The 18,366-nt window shown below is 75.5% G+C and carries 12 protein-coding genes; 6 read left to right on the forward strand and 6 right to left on the reverse strand.

Features of this window, described 5'->3' with window-relative positions:
• The first annotated feature begins 5 nt into the window (after positions 1–5).
• The gene (locus STTU_RS18485; protein WP_007825616.1) at positions 6–1,283 is read left to right on the forward strand and encodes an MFS transporter; all 1,278 of its coding nucleotides are present in this window, start codon (positions 6–8) and stop codon (positions 1,281–1,283) included.
• Positions 1,284–1,344: 61 nt separating this feature from the next.
• Here the strand turns inward: STTU_RS18485 and STTU_RS18490 are convergent, their stop codons facing one another.
• The 3 genes from STTU_RS18490 to STTU_RS18500 all read right to left on the reverse strand — a co-directional run bounded on the left by STTU_RS18490 (position 1,345) and on the right by STTU_RS18500 (position 4,195).
• Positions 1,345–2,499 (reverse strand): flavin-containing monooxygenase, encoded by a 1,155-nt coding sequence (locus STTU_RS18490; protein ID WP_007825618.1) that lies wholly within the window; start codon positions 2,497–2,499, stop codon positions 1,345–1,347.
• 147 nt (positions 2,500–2,646) lie between these two features.
• Positions 2,647–3,351 (reverse strand): pyridoxine/pyridoxamine 5'-phosphate oxidase, encoded by a 705-nt coding sequence (locus STTU_RS18495; protein WP_007825619.1) that lies wholly within the window; start codon positions 3,349–3,351, stop codon positions 2,647–2,649.
• Positions 3,352–3,547: 196 nt separating this feature from the next.
• Positions 3,548–4,195 (reverse strand): TetR family transcriptional regulator, encoded by a 648-nt coding sequence (locus STTU_RS18500; RefSeq protein ID WP_007825622.1) that lies wholly within the window; start codon positions 4,193–4,195, stop codon positions 3,548–3,550.
• Between the two features lie 273 nt (positions 4,196–4,468).
• Between STTU_RS18500 and STTU_RS18505 the strand changes: the two genes are divergently transcribed.
• Both STTU_RS18505 and STTU_RS18510 read left to right on the forward strand, forming a co-directional pair.
• The gene (locus tag STTU_RS18505; protein ID WP_175417588.1) at positions 4,469–5,233 is read left to right on the forward strand and encodes a VOC family protein; all 765 of its coding nucleotides are present in this window, start codon (positions 4,469–4,471) and stop codon (positions 5,231–5,233) included.
• 169 nt (positions 5,234–5,402) lie between these two features.
• A complete protein-coding gene (locus STTU_RS18510) occupies positions 5,403–7,751 on the forward strand; it encodes a PQQ-binding-like beta-propeller repeat protein (protein WP_043257530.1) in 2,349 nt (782 codons plus the stop codon).
• A gap of 36 nt (positions 7,752–7,787) precedes the next feature.
• Here STTU_RS18510 and STTU_RS18515 read toward each other — a convergent pair whose 3' ends face one another.
• The 3 genes from STTU_RS18515 to STTU_RS18525 form a co-directional block, all read right to left on the reverse strand.
• On the reverse strand, positions 7,788–8,420 hold the full coding sequence (locus STTU_RS18515; RefSeq protein WP_007825627.1) for a hypothetical protein: 633 nt from the start codon (positions 8,418–8,420) through the stop codon (positions 7,788–7,790).
• A gap of 383 nt (positions 8,421–8,803) precedes the next feature.
• Positions 8,804–9,043, reverse strand: a complete 240-nt coding sequence (locus tag STTU_RS18520; protein ID WP_007825629.1) for a hypothetical protein — start codon at positions 9,041–9,043, stop codon at positions 8,804–8,806.
• Positions 9,044–9,360: 317 nt separating this feature from the next.
• Positions 9,361–12,213: an AfsR/SARP family transcriptional regulator gene (locus STTU_RS18525; protein WP_007825631.1), complete on the reverse strand. Its 2,853-nt coding sequence runs from the start codon at positions 12,211–12,213 to the stop codon at positions 9,361–9,363.
• A 1,325-nt stretch (positions 12,214–13,538) separates the two neighbouring features.
• Between STTU_RS18525 and STTU_RS18530 the strand changes: the two genes are divergently transcribed.
• From STTU_RS18530 to STTU_RS18540, 3 genes are all read left to right on the forward strand, one after another.
• A complete protein-coding gene (locus STTU_RS18530) occupies positions 13,539–13,976 on the forward strand; it encodes an anthrone oxygenase family protein (RefSeq protein WP_043255637.1) in 438 nt (145 codons plus the stop codon).
• 303 nt (positions 13,977–14,279) lie between these two features.
• A complete protein-coding gene (locus STTU_RS18535) occupies positions 14,280–16,859 on the forward strand; it encodes a bifunctional FO biosynthesis protein CofGH (protein ID WP_086021196.1) in 2,580 nt (859 codons plus the stop codon).
• A gap of 177 nt (positions 16,860–17,036) precedes the next feature.
• Positions 17,037–18,263, forward strand: coding sequence for an ADP-ribosylglycohydrolase family protein (locus STTU_RS18540; protein ID WP_007825637.1), 1,227 nt, complete (start codon positions 17,037–17,039; stop codon positions 18,261–18,263).
• The last annotated feature ends 103 nt before the right edge of the window (positions 18,264–18,366 follow it).

Consider the following 18,366-nt stretch of genomic DNA (forward strand, 5'->3'; position numbering starts at 1 on the left):
ACCGCATGACGCAGACAGACGACCTCGCGCCGCTCCGGACGCCCCCCACATCGCGGCGCGTGCACCGGTCCTGGTGGGTCGCGGTGGTCACCTTCGTGACGATCGTCGGCGCCGCCGCCTTCATGTCGGTGCCGGGGCTGCTCATCGACCCGCTGCACGGCGAGTTCGGGTGGTCGCGCGGCACGATCGGCTTCGCCGTCTCGGTCAACCTCGCGCTGTACGGGCTCACCGCGCCGTTCGCCGCCGCGCTCATGGACCGCTTCGGCATCCGCCGGGTCGTGGCGCTCGCGCTGCTCGTCATCGCGGGCGGCTCGGCGCTCACCGTCACCATGACGACCTCGTGGCAACTGATCCTGTACTGGGGCGTGCTGGTGGGGCTCGGCAGCGGCTCGATGGCGCTCGCCTTCGCCGCGACGGTCACCAACCGCTGGTTCGTCGCCCGGCGCGGTCTCGTCACGGGCATCCTCACGGCGGCCGGGGCCTCGGGCCAGCTCGTCTTCCTGCCGCTCCTCTCCTGGATGATCGAGCACCACGGCTGGCGTCCGGCCTCGATCACGGTGGCGCTCACGGCGGCGGCGGTCGTCCCGCTCGTGTGGCTGCTGCTGCGCGACCACCCGGCGGACGTGGGGCTCGCGCCGTACGGGGCCGAGGCGTTCGTGCCGAAGCCGCCGCCCGCGGTGGGGGCGGCGCGGCGCGCGGTGACGGTCCTCGCGCGGGCCGCGCGCACCGGCCCGTTCTGGCTGCTCGCCGGGTCCTTCGCGATCTGCGGGGCCTCGACGAACGGCCTCGTGAAGACGCACTTCGTACCGGCCGCGCACGACCACGGGATGCCGGTGACGGGCGCGGCCTCGCTCCTCGCGGTGATCGGCCTCTTCGACGTCGTCGGCACGGTGGCGTCCGGCTGGCTCAGCGACCGCTTCCCGGCCCGCCGCCTGCTCGCCGTCTACTACTCGCTGCGCGGCCTGTCCCTCCTCTTCCTGCCGCTCCTGCTGCGCGCGTGGGACGAGCCGCCGATGCTGCTCTTCATCGTGTTCTACGGCCTCGACTGGGTGGCCACGGTCCCGCCGACCGTCGCCCTGTGCCGCGAGCACTACGGCGAGGACAGCGCGATCGTCTTCGGCTGGGTCCTCGCCGCGCACCAGCTGGGGGCGGCGCTCGTCGCGTGGCTCGGCGGGGTCGCGCGGGACGCGTTCGGCTCGTACGACGTGGTGTGGCTGGCCTCGGGCGGCCTGTGCGCGGGCGCGGCGCTGATGGTGCTGGCGCTGCGGGCGGCGCGGGACTGACGGGGACCGCGCCACCCCGGGGTCCCGGCAGGCGTACGGGGTGGTGCGGACGGCCCGGACCTCAGCGGGACCTGGCGATTTTCGCCGCGATGCGGTCGGCGTCCAGGGCCAGTTCGCGGAACATGCCGCTGATCGGGTTGGTGTAGCCGGTGAAGTAGAGGCCGGGGGCGTGCCGCGCCGTGCGGGCGCCGCGCACGCGGGGGCGGCCGTCGGGGCCCAGGACGCCGAGGTGGCCGACGAGCGGTTCGAGGCCGCGCCGGTAGCCGGTGGCCGCGACGACCGCGTCGGGCCGTACGCGTGACCCGTCCGCGAGGACGACGTCGCCGTCCGCGAACTCCTCCACGGCGGCGACCGGTTCGACCCTCCCGGCGCGCACCGCCGCGACGAGGCCGACGTCCTGCACGGGGATCGCGCCCTGCCGCGCCCGCGTCGCGAGACCGCCGCTGGGCCGCGCGAGGCCCTTGTCGCCCAGGTCGGGCACCGAGAGGCGGCACACCGGGTCCGCGAGCAGGTCGACGAGCCGCACCGGCAGCCGCCGGATCAGGATGCCGGTGCGCTGCGCGGGCCAGCCGAGCGTGGAACGCCGCAGGATGTACGGGGGAGTGCGCACCGCGAGCCGCACGCGCGCCGCCCCGCCCTCCGCGAGATCGACGGCGATCTCCGCACCCGTGTTGCCGACCCCGACGACGAGCACGTCCTTCCCCCGGAAGGGCTCCGCCGCGCGGTAGGCACCGGCGTGCAGCACCTCGCCCCCGTGCGCGTCGAGGCCGGGCCAACCGGGCACGTACGGCGTGTGGTTGAAGCCCGTCGCGACGACGACGGCGCGCCCTTCGAGCACCCGCCCGCCCCCGGCCCGCACCCGCCAGCCGCCCCCGTCGGGGAGTGCTTCGACGCGCTCGACCGCGACGCCGGTCAGGACGTCCAGCTCGTGGAACTCGGCGTACTTCTCCAGGTAGGCGACGACGTCGTCCCTGCGGACCCAGCGGCCGAAGCGGCGCGGCATCCGCAGTCCGGGGAGCGAGGAGAGCCTGCGGGTGGTGTGCAGGTGGAGGCGGTCGTAGTGCCCGCGCCAGGAGTCGCCGACCTTGTCGGCCTTCTCGACCACGACGGCCGGCACCCCGCGCCCGCGCAGCGCCGCCGCCACGGCGAGCCCGCCGGGCCCCGCCCCGACGACGTAGACAGGGGCGTGCGCGGCGGCGGTCGAGGCTTCGGGCATGTACCGGAGAGTAGTGTCCGGTGCGGCGGCGGGGGCCGGTGCGGCCGTGAAACCGGTTGCGAATGGGTCACGGCCGTGCGGACGACGCCCCGTGACGACCGCGAACGCCGCCGACCGGCGACGGGTGAGGGGCCCCGGGCCGGTCCCCTACGGCCACAGCAGCTCGCGCGCCCACCCGTCCGCGTGGAGCGTGTACCGCACCCGGACGTGCCGCCTGGACTGCTCGCCCTGGAAGAACTCGATTTCCTCCGGGGCCAGGTGGTAGAGCGTCCAGTCCGGGGCGTCCGCCTCCGGTTCCTCCTGGGCGCGCGTCCAGGCGGCCTCCGCCGCCGTGCGCAGGGCCTCCGGTGAGTCGACGGGCTCGCTCTGGCGGCCCGTGAGGGCGGCGGCGAGGGCGCCGGGGGAGTGGGTGTGGAGGTCGGCGAGCGCCTCCGCGTGCGGGGCGGCGGCGACCGGGCCCCGGACGCGTACCTGGCGGCCCAGCACGGGCCAGTAGAAGCACAGCGCCGCGTACGGGCGCGCGCCGAGCTGGCGGCCCTTGCGGCTGTCGGCGTGCGTCGCGAAGGAGAAGCCCCCGGGGTCCTCGGCGCCGTGCAGCACGACGATCCGGGCATCGGGGGTGCCGTCCGCGTCGGCCGTCGCGAGGGAGACCGCGTGCGGCTCGGGCTGGCCCGCGTCGGCCGCCTCCGCGAACCACTGGCGGAAGAGCGGCAGCGGGCGCCCGGGGACGCGCGCCGGATCGAGCGCGGGGAGGGTGGTGCGGCGGGGGTCCCAGACGCGCTGCTCGTGGAGCAGGGCGCGGAACGCCTCGGGTCCTGGGTCGACGGCGTCGTCGTGTGCGCTGGCGGACATGGCCCCGATTGTGCGCCACGGGACGCCGCGCGCGCGGACACGGGGTACGGGGCGCCGCGAGCGCTGCGCGTACGGGGGCGCCTGCGGGCGCGCGAGGTAGCGGGAGCGGGGGTCGTGCGGGTACGGGACGGGGTCGCGCGGCCGGTCAGGGTGGCCGTCTCGGCGGCCCGGCCGGGCGAATCGCCCCGTACGGCCGTCAGCGGGTCGGCTTGCGGCCCGTGACGCCGAGGAAGACGAGCTGCGAGAGCGCGGGCCGGATCTCGGCCTGCTTGGCGCCCCAGGAGGAGAAACCTTTCTGGTGCGAGGCGACGCCCGCGAGCATCGTGACGAGCGCGCCCGCCGTCGCCGCCGGGCTCACGTCCTTGTCGACGCGGCCCTTCGACTGGAGGTCCTTGATCGCGGCGGTGAGCGAGGAATGCACGGAACCGAGGATCTTCACGCGCAGTTTGCTGAACCGCTTGTCGCCCTCCGCCGCGCCGAGGTCGACGACGCGCAACAGCGCCTCGTTCTTGCGCCACAGGTCCATGAACGAGTCCACGAGCTCCTGCGCGGTCTGCCAGCCCGTCTTTCCTGCCCAGCTGCGGCCCGCCAGGGAATCCGACAGTCCGGAACTCTCGCTCGCCAATTCGTCGGCGAGTTCCAGGACAGCGCCTTCCACGTCGGGAAAGTACTGGTAGAAGGTGGCGGGAGAGGTGCCGGCCTTGCGGGCCACGTCGATGACCTTCACATCGCGGTAGGGCGATGAGCCGAGCATCTCGCTGAGGCAGTCGAGCAGCTTCTGACGCGTCGCCTGCCCGCGCTCTCCGGCCACCCGGCCGTCGACGGTGCGTACGTGTGCTGTCATACCGTCAGCTTACCGAGACCGGCGTGTCGCGCTATTCGGCCGACTGCAAATGGGGAGCGGAACCCGGAATAAGCCCGTTGCGGTCCCTCAATTCCCTTGCCGAGAAGGGGAGAAGAGAGAGTGACACGATTTTCGAAGATCTTGGTGCGGAAATTCCGGCGGTCAATCGGCACGCGTTTCGGCGGGGTCCGCCAATCGGGTTCTCCGGCCCGGGATGCGGGATTCGGAAAAGGCGAATAGCGTGGAGGCGACGTGTGCCGGGAGGTGGTCGGGATGGCGGATTTCGCCGAGGGCGTGCCCTGCTGGGTGGACTGCGCGCTGCCGGACGCGGACGCGGGGCGCCGCTTCTACGGGGCCCTGTTCGGCTGGAGGTTCCGCGAGCCGCCCGGGGCGGGCGAGTCGTACGCGTACGTGGGCCCGCACCCCGTCGCGGGCCTCTACCGCAAGCCGGACGGCCGCCTCCCCACCGCCTGGACCGTCCACTTCGCGACCCCCGACGCGGGCCGCCTCCTCGCCCGCGCCGTCGCGGCGGGCGGCACCGCCGTCAGCGGCCCCGACGTGATCGGGGAACGGGGCGTGCGGGCGCTCGTCGCCGACCCGGACGGAGCCGTGTTCGGGCTGTGGCAGCCCGGCACGGACAAGGGCTTCCGGGAGCTGACCGCCCCGGGCGCGTACGCGTGGAGCGAGGTGCGGACGCGGGAGAGCGCGGCCGTCGACCCCTTCTACGAGCACGTCTTCCGGTACGTCGGGTACGACGTACCGGGGGCGAGCGGGGAGCGGCTGTGGTCGCCCGAGGACTCCGGGCCCGGCGTCGACACGGCGGTCCTCGGACGCGCGGTGCTGGCGGCGGACGACGTGCCCGTGGAACTGCCCGCACACGTGCTCGCGCAGTTCCGGGTGGGGGACTGCGGGAAGGCCGTCGAGGCGGCGCTCCGGCTCGGGGGCAGGCTGCGGGACGGGCCGCGCGCGACGCCGTACGGCACGTTCGCGGAGCTCGCGGACGACCAGGGAGCGGTCTTCGGGGTGGTGGCGGAGTAGCCCGTACCGCCGCGTACGCATAGCTCAGGACACTCCGGGACGCCACCCCGGTTAGCCAGGGCGGGTTTCGGAAGGAACAATCAGGGGGCACCGTGTGGCGGTGCACCGGGGCGGGCGCTGCGCAGGTGCCGCGCTCGTGGTCCCGGACGGGGAGGCGGCTGAGGAAGAGATGGACCAGCTCACACAGCACGATCCGCGACGCATCGGGCAGTTCGAGGTCCTCGGAAGGCTCGGCGCGGGCGGCATGGGCCTCGTGTACATGGCGCGGTCCGCCTCGGGGCGGCGGGTCGCGATCAAGACGGTACGGGCCGAACTCGCGCAGGACCAGCTCTTCCGCGTGCGGTTCACGCGCGAGGTGGAGGCGGCCCGCGCCGTCTCGGGCTTCTACACGGCCGCCGTCGTCGACGCCGACCCGCGCGCCGCCGTGCCCTGGCTCGCGACCGCGTACGTCCCCGCGCCCTCGCTGGAGGAGATCGTCAACGAGTGCGGGCCGCTGCCCGCGAACGCGGTGCGCTGGCTCGCCGCGGGCGTCGCCGAGGCCCTGGAGTCGATCCACGGCGCCGGGCTCGTGCACCGCGACCTGAAGCCGTCGAACGTCCTCGTCATGCACGACGGCCCCCGCGTCATCGACTTCGGCATCGCCTCCGGCGTCTCCAACACCCGCCTGACGATGACGAACGTCGCCGTCGGCACCCCCGCGTACATGTCCCCCGAGCAGGCGAAGGACTCCCGCAGCGTCACGGGCGCGAGCGACATCTTCTCGCTCGGCTCCACGCTCGTCTTCGCCGCGACCGGCCACGCGCCCTTCCACGGCGCCAACCCCGTCGAGACGGTCTTCATGCTGCTGCGCGAGGGCCCGGACACGGAGGGCATGCCGGAGGAGCTCCAGCCGCTCATCGAGTCGTGCATGGGCATGGAGGCGGCGATGCGCCCGAGCCCCGCCGACCTCCAGGCGTCCCTGTCGCCGCACCTCTTCGCGGCGGGCGCCGACGACAGCGGCACGGCCTCGGCGTGGCTGCCCGCGCGCGCGGTCGCGCTCATCGAGTCGAAGAGCAGGACGGGCATGGGCCCCCGCCAGCCCGCGCCGCCCAAGCCCGTGCCGCCGAGCCCGCCCGTGCCGCCCCGGCCCGCCGTCGAGCCCGCCGTCCCGAACCAGCCCGGCAAGCACGCCGCCGAGCCCGAGGTCATGCTGCCCGGGGCGCGCGTCCCGGTCCGCGAGGGCCTGCGCGTCGCCGAGGCGCGCGCGGCGGGCCAGGCGGAGCGGCAGGCCGGGCACGTCGCGCTCGCCTCCCGCTGGACGCGCGAGTCCAACCGCCGCGCCCCCGTCGCCGCGCCGCCCACGACGGCGGCCACGGAGCCGCGCCCCGGCGTCCCCGGACAGCCGTGGCGGCCCTGGCGGTTCCGCATGTCGAACGACGTGTGGGGCACGCCCGTGCTCGCCGACGACCTCGTGTACGTGACGTCCTTCGAGGTGCACGCCCTCGACGTGGCCACGGGCCGCCGCCGCTTCAAGACGCGCGACGTCGCCCTCGTCATGGCCGTCGACCAGGGCCGTATCCACGCCTCCGACGGCCCCGGCGTGCACGCGCTCGACGCGCGCACGGGCAACGAGATCTGGCGCGCCGCGGCGCCCGGCTGGGTCTACGCGCTCTCCGCCGGGCGCGGCACCGTGCTCACCGCGAGCCGGGGCGGCACCGTGCGCGGCTGGGACGCGGCGAGCGGGGAACGGCTGTGGGAGGCCGGCGGCCTCCAGACCGACTTCGAGACCACCGAGGCGGCCCCCGTCCTGCACGAGGGCACCGCCTACCTGTGGCAGGACGCCAGGCTGCGCGCCGTCGACGCCCGCACGGGCGCCGAGCGCTGGTCGTACCCGGTCGGCGACGTCAGCGCCTGCGGCGGCGTCCCGCTGCGCGTCACCCCGGCGGCGGACGGCAGCGTGTACGTGTGCGCGGGCACCCGCGTCCTCGCGATCGAGGCGCACGGAGGGCGGGTGCGCTGGCAGTTCGAGGCCCCCGCGGTCTTCCTCAGCCCGCCCGCCTTCGCGCCGGGCCCGGCGGTCACGGGCGGCGGCGTGTACGTCGCGGACTACCACGGCGCGGTGTGGGCGCTCGACGCGGAGGACGGCCGCGACCGCTGGCGCATCGCGACCGAGGCCCGCTCCTCCGTCGACCCGGTGCTCGTCGCGGGCGGCCTCGTCCACGTGGCCTCCGGCAACGGCATGTACACCCTCAACGCGGTGCACGGCACGCCCGCCTGGCGCTTCCAGGCGGGCGGCGACATCGTCGGCGCCCCCGTCGCCTCGGGCGATTTGCTGCACTTCGGCTCGGCGGACAACTGCCTCTACACGCTGAGCGCCTCGGGCGGCCAGCTCCGCTGGAAGCTCCTCACGGGCGGCGCCGTGACCGGCTCCCCCGTCGTGCGCGGCGGCGTGGTCTACGCGTGCAGCGGCGACCGGTGCGTGTACGCGCTCGACGCGAAGGAGGGCACGGGCACGCAGTCGGCGCAGGGCCGCGGCTGAGCCCCCGGGCTCGCCCGCGCTCCCCCCGGCGGCCGGTCAGCGGTCCTGGGGCCGGATCGTCGGCAGGGGAGTGGTCGGCTCGGGCTCGGGGCTCCCGTACGGGCCGGGGCGGCTCGACCCGTACGTACCGTTCGCCCCCGTGGGGCCGTACGAGGCGGGCGCGCGCCAGTCGTCCCCGTCGGGGCCGTCCGCGGGGGCGGGCGGCGGCGGGGGCGGTACGGGGACGGGCGGGGGCGCCGGGGCGCGGCGCACCCGGCCCGCCATGATCCCCGCGGCGAGCAGCAGGAGGACACCGCCCCCGGCCGCGCCCGCGACGCCGAGGCGCAGCCCGGAGCCGTCCGCGGCGAGCGTGAGCGAGTCCCCGTTGGCCTGGGCGACCCGTACCGCCCACAGCACCGCGAAGCCGAGCGCGAGGCCCCCCGCGAGCAGGACCGGCGTCCGCAGGCGCGTGAGGAGCCCGAGGAGGGTCAGCGCGGCGGCGAGGAGGAACGGCAGGAAGAGCGACCACAGCAGATTGGGGTGCGCCGCCGTGATCCCGCCGGAGGAGAAGAGGTCGGGAAGCCGGTACTCGCGGCCGAGCCGCGCGGCGTACCAGGGGCGGAAGGGGCTCGCGACGGCGCCGGCCGCGCCGAGCACGGCGAGTACCCCTCCGAGGACATTGCGGACCATGGCACGCCTCCCTGTCGACCGTCCCGCGTCTTGTCCCCCGTCTACCCGCGAGAGCGGACGGCAGACCCGGCTTCCGGCCAACAGGCGGGCAGGACACGGCAATTGAGGCGGCATGTCAGGGCATGCGAGTGCACCGGCCGTGGTGGTCCTCCCCCGAAGACCGCCACGGCCGGTGCGTTTCCCCCATGTGTCCCCCCGGGCCGGCGAAGGCCCCCCAGCCCTCGCCGACCCGTTTCCGGCGGAACGTCCGCGCGCACTTCCCCGTACGTCCCCCGTACGCCCGTGCGCGTCCCCCGTGCGTTCCGCCGGTCGGGGCCCCCGTCACCCGGTGCCGCGCCCTCGGGGGCGTGAGGGCACCGGGCAATGGTCAATCAGTCATGCGGTCACTTGGTCTCGCCGGTGGCGTGGACGTCGTCCGGGTTGGCCGGGCCGCCCGTCGCGTGCACGTCCTTCAGCGGCTTGAGCGGGATGCTCGTCGCGTGCACGTCCTTGGTCTCCACCTCGGTGCCGTCCACGGTGCCGCCGGTGGCGTGGACATCGCCGTCCGGGTTCGCCGGACTGCCGGTCGCGTGCACGTCACCGTTGGGCTGGACGACGTTCTCGGGCTGCTGCGTGTCGGCCATCTCGTGTGCTCTCCCTCTTCATGGGGGACGTCGGAGCGATCCGCGCCCGGGGGCGGGACCCGCCCGGCCACTCCCCCGGTCGGTGGCCGGGCGGTCGATACCCGGGCGGCTCACCCTCTCACGGTGAACGCGGACCGGTCCCCGTGCCGTCTGCCCCCCGACGCGACGGAACGGTTGCCCTCAGCATGGCGGGGGGCGATAAACGAACGATGAACGCCGACGACCGGGACCGGAGGGGCCGGCGACCGGGGCCCGGGAGGACCGACAGCAGGGGCCCGGGGAGGACCGGTGAGAGCCGTGGTGGGCCCGTGGCGGGTTCAGCCGACCGGCAGCGCCTCCCGCAGCGCCCGCACCCGGGCCGCCTCGGCACCGGCGGACTGCTCCTCGTAGATCCGCTCGGCATCGCTCCAGCACACCCGCGCGCGACCGGCCTGCCCCGTCCTGGCGAGCGCGCGGCCGAGCACGGTGAGGATCTGCGCGCGCCGCCACTCGCCGCCGATGCCGCCGAGCACGGTGAGCGCGTTCTCGGCGTCGGCCGCGGCGCGCACCGCCGCGTCGGGCTCCGCGAGCCGGGCCTCGGCGAGGCGGCACAGCGTCATGCCCTCCCACAGCCGCTGCCGGTTGGCCCGGAAGACGCCGAGCGCCTCGCCGAGCCGTTCGGCGGCCTCGGCGGTGCGGCCCGCCTCGGTGAGCGCGAGCCCGAGCGCGTACCGCCCGTTGGCCCCGCGCAGCGCGTTGCCCGCCGCCTCGTAGAGCGCCGTGCCGCGCTCGGCGAGCGCGATCGCGCTGTCGAGCCGCCCCGTCGCGAGGTGGACGCGCGAGAGGTTGCACTGGGCCGCCGCCTCGCCCGCCTGGTCGCCGAGCGCGCGGAAGTGCTCGACGGCCGAGGCGAGATGGTGCTCGCCGACCTCGTACTCCTCGCGGTAGAGGGCGCCGACGCCGAGGATGTTGTGCGCCCACGCCACGACGAGCGCGTCCGGCTCGTCGCCCGCGCGCGCCAGGATGCGCTCCGCGCTCTCGCGCACACCGCCCAGCCTTCCCGCCGCGTGCTCCGCGTCGGTGAGGACGAGCAGCGCCCGGTTGAGTACCTGGTCCGCGCCGCTCTCCTCGGCCCGCGCGATCGCCGCCCGCACGGTCTCCCGGTACTGCCGCGTGTTCGCGCCCGACTCGCTCAGGTCCTTCGCGACCCACAGCAGATCCACGGCGGCGGGCAGCGACTCGGGCCGCTCGGTGGCCCTGCGGGCCGTCGCGAGCAGGCTCTGCGCCTCCGCGTAGAGCCAGTCCTGCGCCTCCTCCGGCGCGGTCAGCTCCAGGCCCGGGTAACGGGTCGGGACGAGGTGGTCGACGAGCCGGTCCCCGGGCCGCTCCAGCGCGTACACGCGGGCAGCCGTCGCGAGGTAGAAGTCGAGGAGCCGCCCGAGCGCGTCGGCGCGCACCGACGCGGGCTGCTCGTCGCGCTCGGCGCAGGAGCGCGCGTAGAGCCGCACGAGGTCGTGGTAGCGGTAGCGGCCCGGCGCGGCGGATTCGAGGAACGAGGTGTCGACGAGGGATTCGAGGAGGTCCTCGGCCTCGTACCGGTCCAGGCCGAGCAGCGCGGCGGCGGCGGCGAGGGAGATGTCCGGGCCCTCCACGAGCCCGAGCAGCCGGAAGGCGCGCGCCTGATGGGCTTCGAGCTGCCCGTACCCCAGCTCGAAGGTCGCGGCGACGGCGAGGTCCCCGGCCTGCAACTCGTCGAGCCTGCGCCGCTCGTCGGCGAGCTTCGCGGCGAGCACGGAGACGGTCCAGGTGCGGCGGGCGGCGAGCCGGGACGCGGCGACGCGGATCGCGAGCGGCAGGAAGCCGCAGGAGGCGACGACGTCGAGCGCCGCCTCGCGCTCCGCGTGCACGCGCTCGGCGCCGACGATGCGCGTGAAGAGCGTGAGGGCTTCCTCGGGGGACATGACGTCGAGGTCGACGAGGTGCGCCCCGGCGAGGCCGACCATGCGCTGGCGACTCGTCACGAGCGTCGCGCAGCCCTCCGTGCCGGGCAGCAGCGGACGGACCTGCGCGGGGTCCTTCGCGTTGTCGAGCAGGATGAGGACGCGACGGCCGTCGAGCGCGGAGCGGTAGAGCGCCGCGCGTTCGTCGAGCGAGGCGGGCAGCGCGGTGTCGCGCACGCCGAGCGCGCGCAGGAAGCCGCCGAGCACGGTCTCGGGGTCGACAGGGTGTGCGCCGGCGCCCTGCAGGTCGGCGTAGAGCTGGCCGTCGGGGAACGTGGTGCGGGAGCTGTGCGCGACGTGCACGGCGAGCGTGGTCTTGCCGACACCGCCGATGCCCGCGACGGCGGACACGGCCATGACCTGCGAGCCCGCGCCCGCGAGCGTGTCGCTCAGCTCCTTGACGAGGCTTTCGCGGCCCGTGAAGTCCGGTACGGAGGCGGGGAGCTGCGCGGGCTTGAGCGGGGGCGGACCGCCGCGCGGGGCGGGCTGCGGGGAACGGGCCAGCTCCTCGTCGCCCGCGAGGACGCGCTGCTGGAGACGGGCGAGCGCGGGGCCCGGGTCGACGCCCAGCTCCTCGGCGAGCAGGCGCCGGGTGTCGGTGTAGACGGCGAGGGCCTCGGCCTGGCGGCCGGAGCGGTAGAGGGCGAGCATGAGCAGCTCGCGGGGGCGCTCGCGGAGCGGGTGGGCGGTGGTGAGCGCGGTCAGCTCGGAGACGGCCTCGGCGTGGCAGCCCTGCTCCAGGTCCATCGCGAAGCGGGACTCCAGGACCTGCAGCCGCCACTCGGTGAGCCGGGCCCGCTGGTTGGCGGCGTGCGGCCCGGGAACCTGCGCGAGCGGCTCGCCCTCCCACAGCGCGAGGGCCTCGTCGCTCAGGGTTCTTGCCCGGCACAGGTCCCCGTCCTCGCGGGCGGCGTCGGCGGCGGCGACCAGCTCCTCGGCACGGCTGAGGTCGAGCGCGTCGGCACCGAGCGCGTCGGGGTGCAGCGCGTAGCCGCCCGCCTCACTGCGCAGCACGCTCCCGCCGAACGCCTTGCGCAACCGCGAGGCGTACGTACGGAGCGCGGCGAGCGCCTGCGCGGGCGGTTCCTCGCCCCACACGGCGTCGATCAGCTCGGGGGCGGTGGCGGTCCGGCCCGCGCGGAGAAGGAGCACGGCGAGAAGGGCGCGCTGCTGCGGGGACCCGGTGGACAACTGCTCGGCCCCGCGCCACGCCCGGACGGGGCCGAGGACGGCGAAGCGGAGGGGGGTGTCGTGGGGGTGGGGGGTGGGTGGGGTGGTGGGAGGTGCGGTGGGGGAGGGGGGTGTTGTGGGGAGTGGGGTGGGGGGTGTTGCGGGGGTGGGGGCTGGTGTGGGGGTGGGGTGGTCGTTGCCGTGGGGTGCGGGGTGGGCGCGAGCGGTGCGGTGGGGTCGGATGTGGCGGGGGCCGGGGTGGTGGGGTGCGGTGTGGCGGCGTGCGGTGTGGCGGCGGCCGGTGCGGTGGCGTGGGGCACGGTGGCGTCCGGTGTGGTGGCGGTGGGGACCGTGGCGTCCGCTGGGGTGGGGTGCGGCGCGGTGGCTGGGTGCGCTGCGGTGGTGGCGGGGTGCGCTGCGGTGGTGGCGGGTCCCGTGTCCGGGGCGCCCCGCCCCGGTATCCCGGGTCCGTCGTTCATTCTCGTCTCCCCTTCGCCGGCCGCCCCGGCCGGCCGTCGGCGGTCACAGAGGCCAGTTTGCCTGCCGAGGGCGGAAACGTCAGCCTCGGGAGGGGGGTGAGGGGCTGTCAATCGGGCACCCCGGGACAGCCCCCTCCCTCCCGGGGGGCGACCCCAATACCAGTCTTCCAGCTCCCGCAACCGCCCGGCCCACATCCGCCCGCATCTGTGGACAACCTCCCCAAACCCGCGCAACGGCCCACACTTTGGAGTGAGGACCGTCGGCACCCCCGGACTGAAAGTCCGACAATCGCCCGCCCCTGTGGACAAGGGAGCGGTCCCGCGCCAAGCCATGTGCACCACGAGACGACGACCCGTCACGCCCCCGCCGCGTCGCCTCCCCGGCGAGCGAACGGCCCCGGCGGCGACACCCGCGCAGCCGGCGCTCGCGCCTCACGGGCGGTGTCGTCCGCAGAGACCCCACGGGCGGTGGCCCCCCGCGCCCCCGGGCGGCCCGCCTCGGCGCGTTGGCACACCGGCACACTCAACGCCCCCGCGCGGCCCAGCACGTTCGCCCCCCCCGCACCCGCACCCCCGGCCACCTCTCCCGGCGCGCCCCCCCCGCACCAGCACCCTGGCCGCCCCTCCTGGTGCGTACGCCCTCGTCTCCCCCCGGCCACCCCACCCCCGCACGTGCGCACCTCGGCCCCCAGTCGCCCGCCCCCACCCGCCCCACCACGTCCCCACCCCCACCCCCACGACCGCCCCCCACCACCAATCCGCAGTCACCGCTAGACATCCGAGCGCTGCTAGCCCTACGCTTCCCAAAGACGTCAACTAGCGTCGCTCCAATCTCTAGCGCTGCTATATCTCTTGGGGGAGACAGACATGACCACTCAGGTGCTCGCCGTCGTCACGATCGTCGCGGCCGGGATGCTCGTCGGGGTCGAGTTCTCGGTGGCGTTCTTCGTCAACGCGATCCTCAACGCCCTCCCCGGCGACATGGGTCTGCGCGGCCGGATGGGCGGCGCGAAGCTGCTCGGCCGGGTGATGCCGTTCTGGTACATCGGGACGACGGTGCTCGGCGCCGTGTGGGCCGGGCTCGGCGGCGGCGTGCTCGTCCTCGTCGGCGTGCTGCTGCTCGCGGCGAGCGTCGTGATGTCGATCGTCTTCCTCGTCCCCATCAACTCGCGGGTGGCGAAGTGGGACGAGACGGGCGTCCCCGAGGACTGGCGTACCCAGCTGGGCGCCTGGGACCGCTACCACTACGCGCGGGTCGCGGTCCTCATCGCCTCTCTGGCGGTCCTGGCGGCGTCGGTGGCGTGACGCGTACGAGCGAGGCGGCGGACCGCAGCGAGGGAACGGCGACCAGCCCCCCGGCTGCGGTCCGCCGTCCCGTTCACCGGCAAAACCCACCCCGACCGGCCCCGGGTCGGCAGCTCGGGCCTTCCTCCCCGGCCGCACCCCCGCGCCCCTCCCCGCCCGCACGCCCCCGGCCCCACCCTCACCGGCAGACCCGTCACCGGCAGACCCGCCACCAGCAGCCCCTCCCCGGCGGCCCCCCACCCGGCAGCCCCCCACCGGCAGGCCCCCCTCCGCCCGCCCCGCCCCCGTCCTATGCTCGACGTCATGACTGCTCCGCACCCCTCCCGGCCCACCGAATCAGCCATGCGCCGCGCGCTGCGGCGGGCGAGGGACGGGGTCGCGCTCGATGTGACAGAGGCCGCCGTCCTGCTCCAGGCCCGTGGTGACGACCTGAAGGACCTCTCGGCCTCGGCGGCGCGCGTCCGCGACGCGGGGCTCGAAGCGGCGGGCAGGCCCGGCGTGCTCACGTTCTCGAAGAAGGTCTTCATCCCGCTCACCCGCCTGTGCCGGGACACGTGCCACTACTGCACCTTCGTCACCGTCCCCGGCAAGCTCCGCCGCGACGGCCACGGCATGTTCATGTCGCCGGACGAGATCCTCGACGTCGCCCGCGAGGGCGCCGCGCTCGGCTGCAAGGAAGCGCTCTTCACGCTCGGCGACAAGCCCGAGGACCGCTGGCCCGAGGCCCGCGAGTGGCTCGACGCGCACGGCTACGACGACACGCTCGCGTACGTACGGGCCATGGCGATCCGCGTCCTGGAGGAGACCGGTCTCCTCCCGCACCTCAACCCGGGCGTCATGTCCTGGTCCGACCTCCAGCGGCTCAAGCCCGTCGCGCCCTCGCTCGGCATGATGCTGGAGACGACGGCGACGCGGCTGTGGTCGGAGAAGGGCGGTCCCCACTACGGCTCCCCGGACAAGGAACCGGCCGTGCGCCTGCGCGTGCTGGAGGACGCGGGCCGCAGCAACGTGCCCTTCACGAGCGGGGTCCTCATCGGCATCGGCGAGTCGTACGAGGAGCGCGCCGACTCCCTCTTCCAGCTCCGCCGTATCCAGCGCGCCCACCACGGCCTCCAGGAAGTCATCGTCCAGAACTTCCGCGCGAAGCCCGATACGGCGATGCGCGCGATGCCGGACGCGGAGCTGGAGGAACTCGCCGCGTGCATCGCGGTCGCCCGCCACCTCCTCGGCCCCGAGGCGCGCATCCAGGCGCCGCCGAACCTCGTCGACCGGGAGTACGCGCTCATCATCGGCGCGGGCATCGACGACTGGGGCGGCGTCTCGCCGCTCACGCCCGACCACGTCAACCCCGAGCGCCCCTGGCCGCACATCGACGAACTCGCCACGCGCACCGCCGAGTCGGGGTTCGAGCTGCGCGAACGCCTCACGATCTACCCGGAGTTCCTGAAGCGCGGCGAGCCCTGGCTCGACCCGCGCCTCCTCCCGCACGTCCGCGCCCTCGCCGACCCGGAGACCGGCCTCGCACGCCCCGGCGCGCGACCCGAGGGCCTTCCCTGGCAGGAGCCCGACGAGGGCTTCACGGCGAGCGGCCGTACGGACCTGCACACGGCGATCGACACGGAGGGCCGTACGAGCGACAGGCGCGGCGACTTCGACGCGGTGTACGGGGACTGGGCGGCCCTGCGCGAGCAGGCGGCGCCCGGCATGGTGCCGCAGCGCATCGACACCGACGTACGGCAGGCGCTCGCCGTCGCCGCCGACGACCCGACCCGGCTGACCGACGACGAGGCGCTGGCCCTCCTGCACGCGGACGGGCCCGCGCTCGACGCCGTGTGCCGGATCGCGGACGACATCCGCAAGAGCGTCGTCGGCGAGGACGTCACCTACATCGTCACGCGGAACATCAACTTCACCAACGTCTGCTACACCGGCTGCCGTTTCTGCGCCTTCGCGCAGCGCCGCACCGACGCCGACGCCTACACGCTCTCCCTCGACCAGGTCGCCGACCGCGCCCAGCAGGCGTGGGACGTCGGGGCCGTCGAGGTCTGCATGCAGGGCGGCATCCACCCCGACCTGCCCGGTACGGCGTACTTCGACATCGCGCGCGCGGTCAAGGAGCGCGTCCCGGGAATGCACGTGCACGCCTTCTCGCCGATGGAGGTCGTCAACGGCGCCTCGCGCACCGGGCTTTCGGTACGGGAGTGGCTGACCGCCGCCAAGGAGGCGGGCCTGGACACCATCCCCGGCACGGCCGCCGAGATCCTCGACGACGAGGTCCGCTGGGTCCTCACCAAGGGCAAACTCCCGGCGGCGGACTGGATCGACGTCGTCACGACGGCGCACGAACTCGGCATCCGCTCCAGCTCCACGATGATGTACGGGCACGTCGACCAGCCCCGTCACTGGCTCGGCCACTTCCGCACCCTCGCCGCGATCCAGCAACGCACGGGCGGCTTCACGGAGTTCGTGACCCTCCCCTTCATCCACACCAACGCCCCCGTCTATCTCGCGGGCATCGCCCGTCCGGGCCCGACCGCCCGCGACAACCGCGCGGTCACCGCGATGGCACGCATCCTTCTGCACCCCTACATCCCCAACATCCAGACGAGTTGGGTGAAGCTCGGCGCGGAGGGCGCGGCGGAGATGCTCCGCTCCGGCGCCAACGACCTCGGCGGCACGCTGATGGAGGAGACCATCTCCCGCATGGCGGGCTCGCGTTACGGCTCCTACCGCTCGCTCCGCGACCTCGAAGCCATCGCCGAGTCAGCGGGCCGCCCCCACCGCCCCCGCACCACGACCTACGGCGAGGTCCCCCCCGACCGCATGACCACCGCCCGCGCCTCCGACGGCCACCTCCCCGACCTCCTCCCGGTCCTGGACTGACCGGCCGGAGCGCTTCACCGGCCGGGTTCCACGGGTACGGGGCGCCGCCCGCGCGAGTCGGCGCCCCGTACCCGTACACCTGTCGCCCCCCGCCCCGTCCCCGCGTTCCCCGTGACACCCCCTCCTCGCACCCGCTAGCGTGCGAGATCCCCACAGCGGCGAAGGAGGCGGCAGCCAATGGGCAGCGCGACACCCGGGACAGCGGACCGCGCGCACGCCATCCCCCCGGGAGCGCCGACGCCCGCGACGGAAGCCCCGCCAGGGGCGCGGTCCCGGCCCGCGGCCGATCCCGCGCCCTCCGCGTCGCAGCCCGTCTGGGGCCGTCCCGAGCAGCAGGACTACCGGGCCCGTATTCGCGGGGCGCTGCTCGGTGCCGCGCTCGGGGACGCGCTCGGGGCGCCGCTCGACGTGGCCGGGGGTGAGGCGTTCTGGGCGAACGGGCCCGGGGATCTGCTCGCCGTGCCGGGCGGTGGGCGCGCCGGGACCGTCACGGCGCACACCCAGCTCGCGCTCTTCACCACCGAGGGCCTCATCCGCGCGCAGGTGCGGCGCGACACGGGCGCCTGGCACCCGCCCACCGATCTGCACGCCGCCTACCGCCGCTGGTACGCGACGCAGCACGAGTGGGGGCCCGACGAGCGCCGTACGACCGATGGCTGGCTCGCCCGCGAGGAGTGGCTCTACGCCCGCCGCTCCCCCGACCGCGACTGCCTCACCGCGCTCGGCGACGCGAGCGCGGGCACCCTCGACCGCCCCCGCAACCCGCGCGCCCTGAGCCTCGCCCCCGCGACCCGCTCCACGCCGCTCGGTCTGCTGAGCGGCTGGGACCCCGCGCTCGTCCTCCAACTCGCCCTGGAATGCGCCGTGCAGACCCACGGCCACCCCGTCTCGCGGCTCACCGCCGGCGCCCACGCCCTCCTCGTCCACGCCCTGACCCGCGGCGCGGGCCCCGAGGACGCCGTACGGGCCGCGCTCCCGCTCCTCGGCCGCCACCCCGGGCACGAGCCCGTCACCGAGGCCCTCACCGCCGCGCTCGACGCCGTACGCGCCGGGGCCCCCGACCGCCCCCGCGCCGCCGCGCTGCACGGCGACGGCTCGCCCGCGCGCGGCCTCGCGCTCGCCGTCTGGGCCGCCGCCGTCGCCCCCGACCTCCGTACCGGCCTGCTCCTCGCCGTCGGCCACGGCCCCCACTCGGCCGCGCGCGGTGCCCTGTGCGGCGCGCTGCTCGGCGCCGCGCACGGCGACACCGCCCTGCCTCCCGACTGGCTCCCCGCCCTCGAAGGCCGCGCGAGCCTCCTCGCCCTCGCCGAGGACTTCGCCCTGGAGATGACCCAGGGCCCCGCGCTGCACGGCCCCGACCGCGCCGCCTTCGCCTGGCTGGAGCGCTACCCGCGCGAACTCTGAGGCGGGGCCGGACGGTCGCGGACACGCGTGAGCCCCCTCGGCCAGGACGGCGGACCGGTCGAGAGGGCTCGTGCCACCACGCCCCACCCTGGGAAGCGGCGGG

This window comes from Streptomyces sp. Tu6071, from assembly GCF_000213055.1.
Classification (GTDB): domain Bacteria; phylum Actinomycetota; class Actinomycetes; order Streptomycetales; family Streptomycetaceae; genus Streptomyces; species Streptomyces evansiae.